The organism is Emergencia sp. 1XD21-10 (genome assembly GCF_009936045.1).
GTDB classification, from domain to species: domain Bacteria; phylum Bacillota; class Clostridia; order Peptostreptococcales; family Anaerovoracaceae; genus Senimuribacter; species Senimuribacter intestinalis.
Genome location: NZ_QWEQ01000005.1, coordinates 164,328 through 182,741, shown reverse-complemented (window position 1 = coordinate 182,741; position 18,414 = coordinate 164,328). Strand labels below are relative to the sequence as shown.

Sequence of the window (18,414 nt, the reverse complement as noted above, 5' to 3'; positions counted from 1 at the left end):
CGTTTTTTAATAGCGTTGCTACTGGATTTTTACGGCGGACTCTGCTAAAATAAACTCTATGAAAAAGATTATGATTGCAGCCGCAAAGACGGCTATAGAGGAGTACAAAGACTATATAGACGCATTTAAAAGACTTGGTGCAGAACCTTTTTTATCACTGTCGGAGGAGGAATTGGCAGAAGCAGACGCTCTGGTGCTGCCAGGGAGCAGGCAGGATATGAATCCGAAGCTTTGGGGAGAAGAAGACCAAGGTTCCAACGACATCAACGATGAACTGGACAGCGCGCAGCTTACACTGATGGATCTTGCTATGGAGAAAGAGATGCCGGTGCTGGGGATTTGCAGAGGCATGCAGTTTCTAAACGTATACTTTGGAGGCACGCTGATACAGGATTTGCCATGCGCAGAGGCTCACAAGAGGAGGGAGCCGGAGCTTTATCACAGCGTGATCCATGTTCAAGGTACGTGTATGCATGGACTCTTTGGTGAGAATTCTTTTGTCAATACACGTCATCATCAGGGGGCAGGACGTATAGGTAGTGGTTTACAGGTAGCTTCTTTCTGGAATGATGGAGAAGATACAGTGGTGGAGGCTGTCGAAATGGAAGAAAACAGAGGGAAGGTACTGGGCGTGCAGTGGCACCCGGAAAAGATGTACCTATATGGAGATAAGGAAAGCAGAGCAGACGGAGAAAAACTGCTCAAAGCTTGGCTGAGGAAGGAAGAGGAATTATGATTAGAATTACCACGGACAGTATTACAACGTTACCTGTAGATGCCATTGTCAATGCGGCAAACAATGCCCTTCTTGGCGGCGGAGGAGTAGACGGCGCCATCCATAGAGCGGCAGGACCTGAGCTTCTTGCAGAGTGCCGGTCTCTTCACGGCTGTGAAACGGGTGATGCAAAGGTGACGAAGGGATATAATCTGCCGGCAAAGTATGTAATTCACACGGTGGGACCTGTTTATCGCGGAGGCGCCCACGGCGAGGCAGAAAAACTGGAAAGCTGCTACTTGCGTAGTCTTGAGGAAGCGGAGCGACTGGGGATAAGGTCCATCGCCTTTCCTGCAATCAGCACTGGTGTTTATGGTTATCCAAAGGTGGAGGCAGCAGAAATTGCGGTGAAAACGGTACAGAATTACCTGAAAACACATTCGGGCAGCGGAATTGAAGAAGTGCTGATGGTGTGCTTTGACGCAAGAACGGAGGAAATTTACAGAGAACTGTTATGAAAAAGCAACACAAAAGTAATGATTTTTTGTGGACAAGATACAAAAAATCGTTGCAAGACATCTCCTGTTATAATATAATAGAGAAGATTGTTGATTATGGAGGAAAATGTAGAAGATGGGAATAAAAGTAGCGAAATTTGGCGGTTCTTCAGTTGCTGACGGAATCCAGCTGATGAAGACGAAGCAAATCATCGAAGCAGACCCTGACCGCAAGTACATCGTTGTATCTGCACCGGGAAAACGTTTTGATGGAGACAATAAAATTACAGATCTTTTGTATCTGTGCAAGACTCATATGGAACATAACCTGCCTTATGAACAGGTTTTTCAGGTTATTACGGACAGATTTATGGCGGTTCAGCTGAATTTGAATGTTAACGTTGACCTGCAGGGGCACTTTGATATCATTAAAGAGAATCTGAAAAAGGGCTGCTCTTCTGACTATATTGCAAGTCGTGGTGAGTATTTAAATGCTGTACTGATTGCAGCTTTTTTAGGGTATGATTTTGTTGATGCTGAAGGGCTTATTTTATTTGATAATAAAGGTAGACTGATGCAGGAAGCGACCGATGAAGCGCTTCGCAAAGAGCTTGCAAAACATGAGAGGGCTGTACTTCCTGGATTTTATGGCAGTAATGCAGAGGACGGCAAGGTGCGGACTTTCTCCAGAGGAGGTTCTGATATTACAGGTTCTCTGGTGGCAAGAGCAGTGGATGCGGATATTTATGAAAACTGGACGGATGTATCTGGTTTTCTGATGGCGGATCCGAGAATTGTAAAAAATCCGAAGCCGATTCATAAGATTTCTTATAAAGAACTGCGGGAACTCTCATATATGGGAGCGTCGGTGTTGCATGAAGACGCGATTTATCCAGCAAGAATCGCAAATATTCCAATTAACATTAGAAATACGAATTTGCCGGAGGATCCAGGAACCATTATTACGGCAGAGCACGATGAAAGCAATACAAATGTTGTAACAGGCATTGCGGGCAGTAAAGATTTTACCGTTATTGCGATTTACAAAAATATGCTCAGCAGTGAACGAGGCTTTGTCAGAAGAATCCTGGCAATCTTGGAGGATATGGATATCAACTTTGAGCATTTGCCGAGCGGGATTGATACCATTTCTGTCGTAGTCTCCAACAAAAGTCTGGACGGACGACTCGATGAACTTCTGGAAGCTTTTGAAAAACAGCTGAGTCCTGACCACATGGAAACTTTTGAGGATATCGCCCTCATTGCTACAGTGGGCCACGGCATGAGCAGCAGAAGCGGCGTTTCGGCGGCATTGTTTACAGCCCTTGCCGAAGCGGAGGTTAACATTAGAATGATCGATCAGGGTTCCAGCGAAATGAACATTATCGTTGGAGTACAGAATCGTGACTTTGATACGGCAATCCGTGCCATCTATCAGGCATTTGTATAACGAATAACGATTTAGAAAACTGCAGGGCGCAAAACCGTCAGCTGAAAGGACGGGGCGCCTTGTTTTTTGTTGTCAAAACCTCGTGTTGTGCCCGGTTGTGCAAATCTGACTTATCTTTTGTCTTATGCACAACTGTTGTCATGATGGGTTGTGCATCTTGCTTCTGAACACAGGTTTTTGCACAACCTTATTCTTTTAGATCATATAATTCCGGCAGGAAGTTGAGTAAAATCAAACTATTTTATTATGAATGCACAATTCGGGTGAGAGAAAATTGCGGACAAGTAGAATTTTAACGAGATAGTTGTGCAAAAAAATTAATCTTTATCGGATTTACACAACTTTGCAGTAGCGTAGTTGTGCATTCGGCGAATAAAAGCATGGATTTGCACAACTTCGTAGTTTCAACGTATCTGCAGTGGGTATTTTACGTGCAAAAATCCTGTTGACAGAAATAAAGTTGCGTGCTAAAATATTTGATGCATTAAAATTATTAACGGTGTTAACTATTTCTTGCGGTAAGTTTAGAACAGGAGACCAATCATGAGAGAGGAACAGAAAAATTTTTTTGATATCATGCATTCTTTTCGGAAATTGAATCTTTCCAGCATGCTGCCGGGCATCAGTCACGGGGAACTTGGTGTGCTGAAGATGATACAGCACTGTCAAAGGTGCAGCGGAGTCAACCAAGGGGGGGTGAAAGTCTCTTTGATTGTGAAAGAAATGCATCTGCCGCCGCCGGCTATTTCCAGAGCATTGCGTGTGCTGGAGGAAAAAGAACTGGTGCTGCGTGATGTGGATAAGAAAGACCGGCGTAATACTTTTGTTAAGGTGACGGAGAAAGGAATCGCGCGCATTGCAGAAGCAGACTGCATTATGGAAGAATTCTCTGATGCAGTGTTTGGCAATTTGGGGGCAGACACCATGCAAAAACTTAACGACTACCTGCAGAAGTTTGTGGAAACTTCCAAAATAGAAATAGAAAAACGAAAGTATAATGAAAAGAAGGGGGAAAGTGAATGAAGAGAATTTTTAGGAACATAATTCCGTACTGGAAATCTGTGCTTCTGATTGTGCTGCTGCTTACGGTGCAGGCCTATTGTGATCTGGCGCTGCCGCAGTACACAGCAGATATTATAGATACTGGTATTACAGGAAAGGGAGTGGAGCATATCGCCCCAGAGAGAATCACTGCTGAGGAATTTCGTGAAGCGCAAGTTTTTATGGAAGAAGAGGAAGCGGTACTGTGGAATGAGATTTATGTAGAGGACGGTGCCGATTACAGACTGAATGCAGAGGATGAAAAGGTTCTAGAAGAAGTCGACGAGAAGCTGATAACCGCTGTAGCGCTGACTTATCAGTTGGGTCACATGCGCGAAGGCGACTTTAAAGATACTATCAAAGAGGCGGTTTCTCAGAATCCACAGATGGCAGAATTGGAATCGAAAATAGACGATATGTCTATCGAGGAGATTGAAACTCTCATGGGCACCGATATTGACAGCTTTCAGGCGGAAGATGAAGAAGGGAATGTGTCGACTTATGTTGACATGCGTCCTCTGATGGAGCGTATGATTGCAGAAGGACAGATGGACGAGACAGCCATCAGAAATGCCAGAACCTCTATGGAGGAAATGATTACCTCTGTAGGCGAAGATACTCTAAAGTCTATGGGGATTGCTTATGCTGCCTCCTGCAATGAGGCAGCAGGTATCGACATGGAGAAAGTACAGACTGACTATCTTTGGCGTGCAGGGTTTCGCATGTTTTTCATGGCAGCGCTTATGCTGGCGGCAGCGGTCTGCACTTCCTATCTGGCTGCAAGAATCGGCGCAGGAGTCGGCAGAGACCTGCGTGGCAAGGTATTTAAGAATGTAGTCGGATTTTCCAATGGAGAAATTGATAAATTTTCTACTGCATCGCTAATTACCAGAAGTACTAACGATGTACAGCAAATTCAGATGGTAACTACTATGATGCTTCGAATGGTGCTTTATGCGCCGATTTTGGGCATAGGCGGCATTTATAAGGTGGCAAAAACCGGTGCCGGCATGGGATGGATTATCGCGATGGCTGTCCTTGTGATTTTGGGATTTGTGCTTCTGCTTGTTTCTATTGCAATGCCGAAGTTCAAACTCATGCAGATACTGGTCGACAATCTAAATCTGGTTTCCAGAGAGATTTTGACAGGTCTTTCAGTTATTCGAGCCTTTGGCAGAGAAAAGACCGAAGAAGAGCGTTTTGATGTTGCCAATGAGAATCTGAAGAAAACGCAGCTATTTACCAACCGGGTGATGACTTTTATGATGCCGGGCATGATGTTAATTATGAACTGTCTGGTCATTCTGATTATGTGGGTCAGCGCACAGAGAATCGACAGCGGAGATTTGCAGGTGGGAAATATGACAGCATTTATTACTTACTCCATGCTGATTGTCATGTCTTTCCTCATGTTGACTATGATGTCCATTATGTTGCCAAGAGCTGGCGTTGCTGCAGAACGTATCGATGAAGTGCTTCAGACAAAATCCTCTATTGGGGAGCCGGAAGAACCGAAGGCTTTGAAAGAGCACAAAGGCGTGCTGGAATTTAAGAATGTCAGCTTCCGTTATCCGGGCGCAGAGGAAGACGTGCTGCATCATATTAGTTTCAAAGCGGAGCCGGGCAAGGTGACAGCTATGATTGGAAGTACCGGCGCTGGAAAATCGACGTTGGTAAATCTGATTCCAAGATTTTATGATGTGACGGAAGGAGAAATTACCTTAGACGGTGTAGATATTAGGGAACTGGCTTTGCACGAACTGCGTGAGGAAATTGGTTTTGTACCGCAGAAGGGGGTTCTGTTTTCTGGAACCATTGCTTCTAACCTTCGCTTTGGCAAGGTTTCGGCTACTGATGAAGAAATCAAAGCGGCAGCAGAAATCGCGCAGGCAGCGGATTTTATCGCAGAGAAAGAAGAGGGATTTGACAGCTATATCGCCCAGGGCGGCAGCAACGTGTCCGGTGGACAGAAGCAGCGTCTTGCTATTGCAAGAGCCATTGCAAAGAATCCAAAGGTTTTCGTCTTTGACGACAGCTTTTCTGCTCTGGATATGAAAACTGATGCAAAGCTTCGCAAAGCGCTGGCTGACAGAGTTAAAAATGCGACGGAGATTGTGGTTGCGCAGCGTATCAGCACCATACTTCATGCAGATCAGATATTGGTATTAGACGATGGAGAAATTGTGGGCAAGGGAACCCACGAGGAATTGATGAGAAACTGTGAGGTTTACAGGCAGATTGCAAGTTCTCAGCTTTCGGAAAAGGAACTGGGAGGTCTATCCCAGAGTGCACAGCTGCCGAAGACTACAGAGGGGGAGGTGAATGACAGTGAAGAATGATACAAGGGAGTTTAAGCCTAGGCGCAGAGGACCTGGCGGACACGGACCGATGGGTGCTATGATGGGCGGCGAGAAAGCGAAAGACTTCAAAGGCTCCTTTCAAAAGCTCCTCGCATATATCGGCAGATATAAGTTTGCCGTGCTGGTGGTTATGCTCTTTGCTGCGGCTTCAACGGTGTTCAACGTGCTGGGACCAAAGGTCATGGGACGCGCTACCACCGAACTTGCAGAGGGACTGATGAGGAAAATCGGAGGTACTGGGGGTATTGATTTTGACAAAATCCTGCAGATCCTTTTGATTACCTTAGGGCTTTATGCCGCAAGTTCGGTGTTTACCTTTGTGCAGGGCTTCATTATGAGCGGCATCACCCAGAAAATCTGTTACCGCATGAGAAGGGAGATTTCTGAAAAGATTAACCGCATGCCGATGAAATATTTTGAAAGCAGAACCTACGGTGAGGTGCTGTCCCGCATTACCAATGATGTGGACACATTAGGACAGGGGTTGAATCAGAGCATTACCCAAATTATTACATCGACTGCAACGCTGATTGGCGTGCTGGTAATGATGCTATCTATTTCACCGCTGATGACTTTGATTGCGCTGGTGATTCTGCCGATTTCAGCGATCCTGATGTCGGTGGTAGTAAAGTATTCACAGAAACACTTCCGCACCCAGCAGAAGTATCTGGGCAATATCAATGGACAGGTGGAAGAAACTTTTGCGGGTCATTTGGTTATTAAGGCGTTTAATAAGGAAGACGAAACCATTACGGTATTCGACGAGACTAACGATGTACTTTACGAATCTGCTTGGAAATCGCAGTTTCTTTCAGGACTCATGCACCCGCTGATGATGTTTGTAGGCAATATGGGCTATGCCGGTGTTGCGATTTCCGGAGGACTTCTGGCTATCAAGGGCACCATCGGAATTGGGGATATTCAGGCATTTATTCAGTATGTAAAGAATTTCACGCAGCCGATTCAGCAGATCGCTCAGGTCATCAATCAGGTGCAGTCTATGACGGCAGCATCCGAGCGTGTCTTTGAGTTTCTCGCAGAAGAAGAGGAAGAGCAGACTGTTGAAAATCCGGTGCAGCTGAAAGATTCGCAGGGCGCGGTGCGCTTTGATCACGTGCGTTTCGGCTACGACCCGCAGCAGATTATCATCAAGGATTTCAGCGCTGATGTAAAGCCAGGACAGAAAATCGCCATTGTGGGACCGACCGGTGCGGGCAAGACTACCATCGTAAAGCTGCTTATGCGGTTTTATGATGTACAGGAGGGTTCCATTTCCTTGGATGGACACGATATCAGAGCGTTCAACAGACATAATCTGCGTGATTATTTTGGTATGGTGTTACAGGATACCTGGTTGTTTAAAGGGACGATTATGGAGAATATTCGCTATGGCAGACTGGACGCGACGGATGAAGAGGTTATTGCTGCGGCAAAGGCTGCCCATGCGGATCACTTTATCAGAACACTGCCGGGCGGCTACGAAATGGAACTTAATGAAGACGCCTCCAACGTTTCACAGGGACAAAAACAGCTGCTTACCATTGCCAGAGCCATTTTGGCAGATAACAGGGTGCTGATTTTAGACGAGGCGACGTCTTCTGTGGATACTCGTACAGAGGAGCGGATTCAGAGCGCTATGGATAATCTGATGGAAGGCAGAACCAGCTTTATTATCGCGCACAGATTATCTACCATTCGCAATGCAGATTTGATTCTCGTCATGAAGGAAGGCGACATCATTGAGCAGGGAAATCACGACCAGCTGCTGGCAGCCGGCGGTTTCTATGCTGATTTGTATAACTCCCAGTTTGAGGAACTAGGATAAAGGGATATTTTAGAAAAACAGATCAGAGACTTTATTGAAAGAATAGAGTCTCTGTTTTCGTATGCGCATAAGAAATGACAGCATTTTGTGAAAGAATTGGAAGCGGTGTACAGAAGAAACGAAATTTGAAAGAAATTTTGTAGGAGCAACTGGCTTACTTAATTCATGAAGGGTTCTTTTTCTTGTTGTGCCCACACGATAATTTAGAGCGCTTTTTAATTTTCTCAATCGTTTTCTCATCGGGTCCAAAGGAAAATTTCACTTTGCAGAACTTCACCCTTTGTAGGCGCAAAAAAAGGAAAGTTATAAGTAAAATAACGTCTACATAAGTACTTCACACTAATTCACAAAGGATTGAGCGTTTTTTTCAAGAGAAATCGATAATTATTTCGTCATTTTCTTAAAAAACTCTGAGGAACATGTATTTTGTCCTGATGCACATTAGCCTAGCGAAGGGGTTTCCTTTTTTTTCATGAATAAAGGGTAAAGTTCTGCAAAAGCAAAAAATGCTTCAGCTGCTTTTTTGGAAAAATAGGCGTACAGATGTGAAAATGGATTTTCTCGGTTTGAATAACGTGATATAATAAGAAATAATATGTGCAAATCCAGGGGGAAGGCTTATGAAAACGGAAGTTTTAATCCACGAAACATTGTGCCGGAATTTGACGGACAAAGCATTTTTAAAAGAAATCGGAGTTTCCCGAAAAGAGATGGAGCAGAATCTGCAGAAACAGCGGTGGAAGCACATGGCGGCAGACCTTGCAGCAATTGGAATCGCAAATAAACGATGCAATGCGCAAGATGTTTTGGCTGCCGTAAAAAAGATTATTCCGCAGCTTTCGGAGGAACCGGAGGAAGGATGGCTGCGCCACTGCTACAGCTATCTTCTTGCCCAGCTATTTCCGGAGATGGGAGAACCTGACGGCGCAGCTTTTTACCACGATGGAAGAAGCTGGCTTTTGCAGATTCTTCGCAGCGTATATAGCTTTGAGCGGGAGCATCTTCCTTTCGACCCGACCAAGGATATGCAGTTTCTCACAGACAGCGAGGTGGAGGAAAAGGGTTATACCCAGGAATATATCCACATGCACAAGCTGGTAAAAAGTAAATACGTTTATGAGTTTATGCGTATCGGTATTGATATTACGCCTTTTAACACCCTTGGGCATATCAGCGGGGTTCATTACGTCGCCATGTTTGCAGCAAGACAGCTTGCAAAGGCTGGGGTGCCTGTGGATTTGGCGCTGGTTTCCGGTGCGGCGGCAGGCCACGATATCGGAAAATACGGCTGCCGCAAAAGTGAGGAAAAGAGAATCCCTTACCTTCATTATTACTATACCGATTTGTGCTATAACCGTTTTCATATGCCGACCATTGGCCATATTGCAGCCAATCACTCTACTTGGGATTTGGAGCTTGAAAACCTGTCTGTAGAGTCGTTGCTTTTGATTTATGCAGACTTCCGCGTGAAGAGCAGCCGAAATGAAAAAGGCGAGGAAGTGGTGCATTTTTACAGTCTTGCTGAAGCCTATGACGTGATTTTGGGCAAGCTGGATAATGTGGACGATGCGAAAAAGCTTCGCTACCAAAAGGTTTACGACAAACTGAAAGACTTTGAGAATTATATGGAAGAAAACGGAGTGCAGACAGAACTTCCAGAGGATTTTGCGACAGAGCCGAAAGAAGCGCCGCATCCGAAGGTTCGCGAAATTGTTCTTTTGGAGGGAGAAGAGATTGTCAACCAACTGAAGTTTTCTGCCATCGGACATAACATCAGGCTGATGAGTCGCTTCCACCAGGACAGCGAGTTTGCCAGCCTCATAGAAGCTGCTAGAAGTGAGCAGCAGTGGAAGAATCTGCGAACCTATATCAGTATTTTGGGGGAGTACTCCACCTATATGACGGAAAAGCAAAAGCTTTTAACACTGAAATTTCTCTATGAACTGCTTTCTCATAAGGAAAGCGACATCAGAAGTCGGGCAGCAGAAATTATGGGCTGCATGGTCGCAGGCTTTAGCGAAGAGTACAAGAAAGAAGTGCCGACTGATATCACCTTGCCGGACCTCCTTGTCAGCAATCTGACCCTTTGGGAACAGTATCTGACGAAGATTTTAAACCCTTCATATAAGCTGACGGATCAGCATAAGAAGTGGATTTCCAACACGTTGGACAGCTTCGTCAGAGCTACGGTGAACCACTGCAAGCCGTCTTGCAGGCATAAATATTTTGACATTCTGGAAAAATTTTACCAGGATACGGAAAATCATACGGAAAGCACCGCCATGGTGCTTCTTGATGCGGCGGCAGTGATTGACCGCAGTTTGTGTACAGAAAGCTTTGTTGCCGTTATGAGCAGCTTTCTAAAAGGCAGTTTTGGAAGGTTTTCCAGGAGCGTGGATATCGGCGTTCTTTCTGCAGCACGCTGTTATTTTGACGCCTATACGGAAGAGCGTTATGACACTGACCTGCGAATGCTGATGAAACTGCCAAAAGACGAGGACTTTGATAAGCAGCTTGCAGCCATGTTTCTTGACGACTTGAAGACGGGCACACCGTGGATTCAAAAGGTGGCAAATATTGGTTTTATGCTGAAACACGCCATAGGCAGCGGTGACAGAGGAAAACTGCTTCATGTAGCGACGCATCTTTCCAATTTGGTAAAAGTCAGCGAGACTGTGACGGTGCGCCGTGCTGCCGGAGAGGGATTGCTTCATATGATTGCAAAAATGCCGCCGGAGCAGAGAAATGAGTTGACCGTAGAACTGTTTAACGGGTTGGAACTGGGCGATTATCAGTTTTCTAAATACATTCCGGATTACCTGGGTGTTATCATGCTCTATTTGCCGCCAAAGGAACTGGATGAGTCCATCGATGAGCTCCAAAAGATTCTGGAAACTGGAAATGAAATGACGGCATCTTCTGTGGTAAACACTCTTGGAGTAATGTTGGAGCACTATTCTGTTTATAAAGAGAATTTTTATGAGAAAGGTAATACCTCTGAGAAACGCCGTTTCAGACTTCTCAATCTGCTGGTGAAAGCTTATGCCAGCTATAATCATGTCTGTTCGGAGGAGGCTTTCTGGATTCTTGGCACCAGAGTTTTTGGCAGTGAAGTGCTGAGTCTTGCTGAAAAGAACGAGCTTTTCTGTCAGTGTTATAAGAAACTGGCAGTGCTGCTTTCTGAAAAGACGGAAGACCCATTGGACTTTTATAATAATGCGGCGGTTTTGAATCACATTTACAGATATATCGGTCAAAATCAGATTGAAACGGGGAATTTTGATTTTCAGCAAAGTCGCAAGGTGGCATTTTTTCCGGGCACCTTCGACCCATTCAGCTTGGGACACAAGGCTGTCGCCACTACGATTCGTGATATGGGATTTACGGTGTATATGGCTCTTGATGAGTTTTCATGGTCGAAGAACACTCAGCCGAGACTGCAGAGAAGAAAAATCATGAATATGTCAGTGGCTGACGAGGCGGATATCTATGTGTTCCCGGAGGATATTCCGGTTAATATCGCAAATCCACAGGATATCAAGGTGCTGAAGGATACTTTCTGCGGCAAGGAACTTTATATTGCAGTAGGTACTGACGTGATTAAGAACGCTTCCTGCTACAAAGCACCGCCGGAGACTGATTCTATTCACACCCTGAATCACATCGCTTTTGCCAGAGAATCAGGTGAGCAGAAGGAGGGTGCAGAGGAAGAAAAGGGCTATCCGATTACTGGTGAGGTGGTTTACCTGCGGCTGAAAAAATACTACGAAGATATCAGTTCCACCAGAATTAGAGAGAATATTGACCTCAACAGGGATATTTCCAACCTGATTGATACGGTGGCGCAAAATTATATTTACGACAGAAATCTCTATCTTAGAGAGCCTGCATATAAACATGTGCTGCAGGCAAAGGAGATTACAATCAGCAGCTACGAGCACAGAGATGTGGATAGTCTTGATAGAATCAGAGAGGATTTGATTTCCCGTGGCTACGATATGGAGCGAATCAAGACATATTTGTCGCGGCAAGGCGTGCGTACGCTTTATATTGAAAACGGTGTGAGACAGAAGAAGATGGCGGCATTTGCAGCTGCCCACAGGGTGGAAACCAGCCAGCTTCTTGCGGAGTTTGGTGATCCTGCTATCGCTTCTCACATCAGAGATAAAGCCACCGGCGGTATTGCAGTTATCGGCGCTCTCTTTGTAGGGAAGGGAAGGGCGATTTCCAATGTAAATCAGATTCTTATTACAGAAATTCTAACGGAGCTTTTGGCGAGAGACTTTGCATATGTGGTATATCATCCGGCTGATGAAGCAGGATATAATCCACGGGTTATTGAGGCGCTGCGCAGGCAAGGCTTTATCAATATTGCAGAAGCGGGCAGCCAGACGCCGATTTATGCGGTAGACATGCGCTCGCCGATTGTGGTGTTCCGCGATGTTGAAACTGTGATTAAGAATCCGCTGAACAAAAATCCTAAGGTACTGCATGCTCTTGACGAGGCACATAACAAAATGCTTCGGGTGCTGACGGGGATTTATCACGGACAGCTGGTGCTTTCCTTTAATACCAGCGCGGTGCACAACAAGATTATCGGAAAGGTTGCTAAGCTCAACGGCGTGCCAGTGGAACCTGCGAAAAACAGGCAGCGCGGTCCGTACATGTCGGTGCCTTTTGGAAAGGCGCTGGCGGACGTGGTGGTGCCGAATACAGTAACAAAGGCGCTGCACACGGAAAAATATTTTGACAGCGATTTGAGCCATTTCAATATTGCGGAGATGAAGCATTATGCGGCACTTGACAATCAAGCGAAGACAATCAAGTCTTTTAATCGCCCGATTATCCTGATTGATGATCTTTTGCACAAAGGTTACCGCATGAATATTTTAGACCCGATTTTGAAACAGAATCAGGTAGAGGTAAAGGAAATTATTGTGGGTGTTATGACCGGAAATGGCAGAGATTTAATGGCGGTGAGAAACAGAAAGGCAGAGAGTGCATATTTCCTGCCGAGCCTACAGGTTTGGATTAATGAGAGGGACAGTTATCCGTTTATCGGCGGCGACAGCATGGCAAAAGACGCAGATTCATCTATTAATCTGATTTTGCCGTACACTATGCCTACCTTTATCAAGGCCGGAACAGAGGCGGTCTTCGATTATTCCATGACCTGTCTGGAAAATGCCAGAGACATTTTGAAGGTATTGGAGCAGGAGTATCAGGCCACCTTTGAAAGAAAGCTGACGCTGAAACGTCTGGGCGAGGTTATCACCTATCCGCGGCGTCCGGACATTGGAAATGGCATCAGCTACGATGAAAATCTGGCGCCGTCTGCTTATGTGGAAAACGATATTGAAAAGCTGATTCGTATGCGGCTGAAAGGATAAAAAGGAACGGAAGAATATGAAACGAATTGAAGATTTATGGAAGGAAGCGGGGGTGAAGAACCCTGTCAGCTTGCAGCGAGGCGGCTGCGCACCGGTCAGGCCTGGGAAGAAGCACCGGGTTAACGTTCTGGCTCTCGGCGACGTGGGAAGAACAGTTCTTCTGGGGCTGAAGCTGCTGGGTGGTGATGTGATTTCGTCCATCGGTATTTGCGACCTTTCAGCGGAAAACCTGCAGCGCCTTGAGATGGAAATGAATCAGATTTCCTATCCTTTTGAGGAGGCAGGATCGCTGCCGCAGGTTGCGCCTGTAGCCGAAGAACAGCTCTTTGACTGTGATGTGTTTGTTTTCTGTGCAAGCAAAGGTGTGCCGCCGCTGGGAAGTCAAGGCGATGTGCGCATGGCACAGCTTGAAGCAAATAAGGAACTAATCAGTCGCTACGGAAAAATGGCGGCTGACACCGGTTTCAAAGGACTGGTGGCAGTGGTATCAGACCCCGTAGATCCACTTTGCAAGACATTTCTTACTTCCAGCGGTCTTGCGCCTTCCCAGATCCAGGGCTACGGCTTGGGGGTCATGAATGCAAGAGCTTTATATTTTGCTGGAAAAGACCAAAGGCTGGCGCATTATCGAGAAGAGGGGCGCGCTTTCGGACCTCACGGAGAAGATTTGGTGATTGCAGACAGCATTTTGCATTACGACGACGAACTGTCAAAGGAGCTGACTGCGCTGACGGTGAATGCCAATGTAGCGGTTCGGGAGCTAGGCTTTAAGCCGTATATCGCGCCTGCTATCTCATCTGCTGCCATCTCTATTCTGCTGACTTTGCGGGGAGCGTGGCACTACAGCTCTCTATATCTGGGAGATGAGAATACCGGCGCTTTTCTCGGCATTAAAAACCGTATGGAGGCAGACGGTCCTGTCTACGAGGATTTATCTTTGCCGGAGGCGCTGTATGAACGAATTAAAAAGGCATATGGACATCTGTTGACTTTAAAATGACGTATGTGAAAAGGAAAAGAGGCGATTGAATTTGCTAACAGTGATTAAACCGTTTTGCAAAGAATTTAAAAGGGAAAGTCGGATGGATCAGGTGCTTTCGGAAGCACTTAAAAATGTCAAGGCGGAATATCTTCTGACCGCTGACGATTTAGAAAGAACCGACCTCAGAGGCAGGAGACTGCTCTTTGCTGTCTGCCTTTCTGAAGCCGGTATCAATTTGGAATACTATCGTATGCTGGAGTATTTCCGCAAAGTGCCGGACTGCCTTGCAGGGGCTTGTGCAGGAGTAATTGTGGACGGCAGCGGAGAGCTTTTTACCAAAAGTCTCGCCCGGCGCCTGGTATTTTCTGCAAACATGGCAGGCTGTACTTTCCCTGGCAAACCTCTGGTGGAAGCAACCGGATCCTTATACAATTTTCAGATTATCAGCAAAGTGAATCATACGGATTTGGCGGAGGCTTATGCCGGGCAGGTGAAAAAACTAGTGCGGCGGCTTCTTTCTTTCGAAATTCATGGGGAAAAGACGCAAAAAGTGTTGATGGTTCACGCTAGCAGCAGGAAGACGTCCAACAGTCTGCTTCTTTGGGAAAAGGTACGCAGATATTTTGATGACGATGTAGAGGTGGAGGAGATTTCTCTGCGAAACGGTCAGCTCCTTGACTGCCGCGGCTGTAAATACGAGACCTGTCTGCATTTTGGCGAAAAGGACGACTGCTTTTATGGCGGCGTCATGGTGGAAAAGGTTTATCCTGCTATCATTAAATGCGATACGCTGGTGATGGTTTGCCCTAATTACAATGATGCGGTCAGCGCTAACCTGACAGCCTTTATTAACCGGCTGACCTCTGTGTTCCGCACCCACGACTTCTCAAAGAAAAGAGTCTTTGCTCTAGTGATATCCGGCTACAGCGGCGGAGATATTGTGGCGGAGCAGGTGATTGGTGCGATGAATTTCAACAAGAACTTTATTTTACCGGGAAATTTTGCTCTGGTAGAAACCGCTAATAATCCGGGAAGCATTCTAAAAGTGGAAAATCTGGAAGAAAAAGCCGCCGCCTTCGCGGAGAGAATTTATTCTTCACTTTAGAACACTTTTGCGGTATAATAGAAGTATCCAAAGGGATAGGATAGAGAACAGAAAGGGTGTTTTTTATGAAGAAACTAGTTACAATCAGCAGAGAGTACGGAAGCGGTGGGCGCATTATCGGAAGACTTGTTGCGGAGAAACTGGGCGTGCCATTTTACGATAAGGAGATTATCGATATGGCGGTAGAAAAGAGTGGATTATCCAGAGAAATTGTGGAGACCGCGGAGCTTCGTGCAAAGAGTAGCTTCTCGTATAGCCTTTCTTCAGCAATGAACTTCGGTGAGGGCATGATGAGCGAGGCAGTTTCCGTTAACGAAAAGCTTTTTATCACCCAATTTGATGTGATTAATCAGATTGGCGAGGAGGGTGAAGGCGTCATCGTCGGAAGGTGTGCTGATTACATTCTCAAGGATATGCCAGGGGTGACGAATATCTTTGTTTATGCGGAACTGGAAGACAGAATTCGCCGTTGCATCGATGTTTATGGCATTGATGCCGCCGATGCAAAGGAGACAGTGCATACTTATGACAAAGCTCGTGCAAACTACTATAACTACCATACCTGCCAGAAATGGGGGCAGTTCTCCAACTATAATTTGGCAATCAACAGCAGTTATATTTCAGAAGAAGAGGCTGCAAGCTTAATTGTGGAATACGTTAATAAGAGAACATATAGATAAATTAAAGTGAAAATCAAGTGGATGAGTCGAGAATTTTGACCACGGAGGAAATGAAATGAGCAAGAAAAATAAACTGGAGCCGAATAAGGCGGATAAAGGAAGAAAAAGCGGCACGTCTGCAGCAGCAAAGGTAGCCCTTGCAATTTTAGGTGTAGGCTTTGTGGCAGGAACTACGTTGGTAGTGGGTATGGACCACATCATGAAGAAAATCTTTGTGAACGAAGACTGGCCAGATGAAGAATGGTCGAGAGATGACTGGGCTGAAGAAGATTTAGAAGGATAAAAAGCGATAAGGAGCATGTCAGATGGTGGCATGCTCTTTTCTTGACTAACCCAACCATTGTGTGGTATCCTAAAAGATAGAAACTGCCTCGCCCCATTCGGCGCAGGAGATGAAAGGAATGAATAGAAAATGACTGAGAAAAAGGGAACTTATTATATTACGACCCCGATTTACTATCCAAGCTCCAACCTTCATATAGGACACACATACTGTACAGTTATGGCAGACGCTATGGCAAGATTCAAGAGACTGTCAGGCTATGACGTGCGTTTCCTTACAGGAACAGATGAGCATGGACAGAAGATCCAGACCATTGCAGAAGAAAAGGGCGTTAGCCCGCAGGAATACGTGGATGGTGTAGTTGCTGGCATTAAAGAGCTGTGGAAGACCATGGAAATTTCTTATGATGACTTTATCAGAACCACTGAGGACAGACACGTAAAGCGGGTGCAGGCTATTTTTAATAAAATGTACGAAAAAGGCGATATCTATAAAGGCGAGTACGAAGGTCTGTACTGCACGCCGTGCGAATCTTTCTGGACAGAAAGTCAGCTTGTAGACGGCTGCTGTCCGGACTGCGGAAGACCTGTGCAGAAAGCCAAGGAAGAAGCTTATTTCTTTAAACTTTCCAAATATCAGGACAAGCTGATTGACCTTTTGGAAAACACCAATTTCCTTGAACCTGAAACCAGAAGAAACGAAATGCTGGGATTTATCAGACAGGGGCTTGATGACCTTTGCATTTCCCGCTCTACTTTTGACTGGGGTATTCAGGTACCAATTGATGAAAAGCATGTTATCTATGTATGGCTGGATGCACTTTCAAACTATATCACTGCCTTGGGCTATCCTGACGATCCGGCGCTCTTTGAAAAGTACTGGCCGGCTGATGTGCACCTTGTAGGAAAAGAAATTGTTAGATTCCATTCCATTATCTGGCCCGCAATGCTGATGTCTTTAGATTTGCCGATTCCGAAGCAGGTACTGGGACACGGATGGCTCCTTCTTGAAGGCGGCAAGATGAGCAAGTCCAAGGGCAATGTGGTTGACCCGGTGAAGCTCATCGACCGTTATGGCATCGACGCGCTGAAATATTTCCTGCTTCGCGAGTATACCTTTGGACAGGACGGCGTGTTCACCAATGAAGTGATGCTGAAACGGATGAACTACGACCTTGCTAACGACCTTGGAAATCTGGTGTCCAGAACGGCTTCCATGATTGAAAAATACTGCGGCGGCGTCGTGCCGGAAAGCAACACGGAAGATGATATCGACAAAGACCTGAAAGCAATCGCGACTGGCGCGGCCTCCAAGGTGGAAGCACAGATGGACAAGTTCGCGTTCAATATGGCGCTGGAAGAAATCTGGATTCTTGTTAGACGTGCCAATAAATATATCGACGAAAAAGCACCTTGGATTCTTGCAAAGGACGAAGCAAAGAAGCCGGAACTGGATACCTGCCTGCACAATCTGGCAGAGTCTCTGCGTATCATTTCCATTCTGATTCATCCGTTTATGCATACTACCTCTGACAAGATTAGAAAGCAGATGGGTCTGTGGTATGCGGATGTGGTCTGGGAAGACGCGTTTACTTTCGATATGATGTATCAGGAACAGGTGAAGAAGGGTGAAGCCATTTTCCCGAGACTTGATATCGAAAAGGAACTTGAGGAACTGGATGCTATGCAGAAGGCTGGTGCAGAGCCTGAAGAAGAGAATATTCCGCTGGAATTGAAGCCGGAAATCGAATACGATGATTTTGACAAGATTGATTTCCGTGTAGGTCTTATCGAAAAGGCAGAGAAGCACCCGAAGGCTGATAAGCTTCTGGTCTTCCAGATTAAGATGGGAACAGAACGCCGCCAGATTATCTCCGGCGTTGCGGAAGACTTTACTCCGGAGGAAATGGTAGGCAAGAAAGTCATCATCGTTGCCAACCTGAAACCGCGCAAGCTGCGGGGTCTTGAATCTAAGGGCATGATTATGTTCGCTGAAAACGGTGAAAGATGTGAAATCGTTACTACCATAGCTGAAGACGGCGTAGTGGTAGATTAAATGATGGAATGACAAAGGGAGGTTTCCATGG

Annotated in this window: 12 protein-coding genes; all 12 read left to right on the top strand. The window is 45.8% G+C overall.

The window, feature by feature from the left end; translation table 11 throughout:
- Nucleotides 1–58: 58 nt before the first annotated feature.
- The 12 genes from D1151_RS04585 (at nucleotide 59) to metG (ending at nucleotide 18,383) form a co-directional block, all read left to right on the top strand.
- Complete coding sequence (locus tag D1151_RS04585) at nucleotides 59–736, top strand: gamma-glutamyl-gamma-aminobutyrate hydrolase family protein (protein ID WP_160202312.1); 678 nt, start codon at nucleotides 59–61, stop codon at nucleotides 734–736.
- The gene (locus D1151_RS04580) at nucleotides 733–1,233 is read left to right on the top strand and encodes an O-acetyl-ADP-ribose deacetylase (protein ID WP_160202313.1); all 501 of its coding nucleotides are present in this window, start codon (nucleotides 733–735) and stop codon (nucleotides 1,231–1,233) included. Before D1151_RS04585 ends, D1151_RS04580 begins: the two co-directional genes overlap by 4 nt.
- A gap of 115 nt (nucleotides 1,234–1,348) precedes the next feature.
- Nucleotides 1,349–2,662 carry an aspartate kinase gene (locus tag D1151_RS04575; RefSeq protein WP_160202314.1) on the top strand — a complete coding sequence of 438 codons (1,314 nt, stop codon included), beginning with the start codon at nucleotides 1,349–1,351 and terminating at the stop codon, nucleotides 2,660–2,662.
- 543 nt (nucleotides 2,663–3,205) lie between these two features.
- Entirely contained in the window at nucleotides 3,206–3,685 is a 480-nt protein-coding gene (locus D1151_RS04570; protein WP_161908117.1) for a MarR family winged helix-turn-helix transcriptional regulator, read from the top strand.
- The gene (locus tag D1151_RS04565; protein ID WP_161908116.1) at nucleotides 3,682–6,042 is read left to right on the top strand and encodes an ABC transporter ATP-binding protein; all 2,361 of its coding nucleotides are present in this window, start codon (nucleotides 3,682–3,684) and stop codon (nucleotides 6,040–6,042) included. Before D1151_RS04570 ends, D1151_RS04565 begins: the two co-directional genes overlap by 4 nt.
- Nucleotides 6,026–7,888 (top strand): ABC transporter ATP-binding protein, encoded by a 1,863-nt coding sequence (locus D1151_RS04560; protein WP_161908115.1) that lies wholly within the window; start codon nucleotides 6,026–6,028, stop codon nucleotides 7,886–7,888. The genes D1151_RS04565 and D1151_RS04560 overlap by 17 nt, the downstream gene beginning before the upstream one ends.
- Before the next feature lie 620 nt (nucleotides 7,889–8,508).
- Nucleotides 8,509–13,278 (top strand): phosphohydrolase, encoded by a 4,770-nt coding sequence (locus D1151_RS04555; protein WP_161908114.1) that lies wholly within the window; start codon nucleotides 8,509–8,511, stop codon nucleotides 13,276–13,278.
- A 16-nt stretch (nucleotides 13,279–13,294) separates the two neighbouring features.
- Nucleotides 13,295–14,278 (top strand): lactate dehydrogenase, encoded by a 984-nt coding sequence (locus tag D1151_RS04550; protein ID WP_161908113.1) that lies wholly within the window; start codon nucleotides 13,295–13,297, stop codon nucleotides 14,276–14,278.
- Between the two features lie 25 nt (nucleotides 14,279–14,303).
- Nucleotides 14,304–15,365, top strand: a complete 1,062-nt coding sequence (locus D1151_RS04545) for a flavodoxin family protein (protein WP_243151160.1) — start codon at nucleotides 14,304–14,306, stop codon at nucleotides 15,363–15,365.
- 65 nt (nucleotides 15,366–15,430) lie between these two features.
- A complete protein-coding gene (locus tag D1151_RS04540; protein ID WP_161908112.1) occupies nucleotides 15,431–16,045 on the top strand; it encodes an AAA family ATPase in 615 nt (204 codons plus the stop codon).
- Between the two features lie 55 nt (nucleotides 16,046–16,100).
- A complete protein-coding gene (locus tag D1151_RS04535) occupies nucleotides 16,101–16,328 on the top strand; it encodes a hypothetical protein (protein WP_160202321.1) in 228 nt (75 codons plus the stop codon).
- A 129-nt stretch (nucleotides 16,329–16,457) separates the two neighbouring features.
- Complete coding sequence (gene metG / locus D1151_RS04530) at nucleotides 16,458–18,383, top strand: methionine--tRNA ligase (protein ID WP_161908111.1); 1,926 nt, start codon at nucleotides 16,458–16,460, stop codon at nucleotides 18,381–18,383.
- The last annotated feature ends 31 nt before the right edge of the window (nucleotides 18,384–18,414 follow it).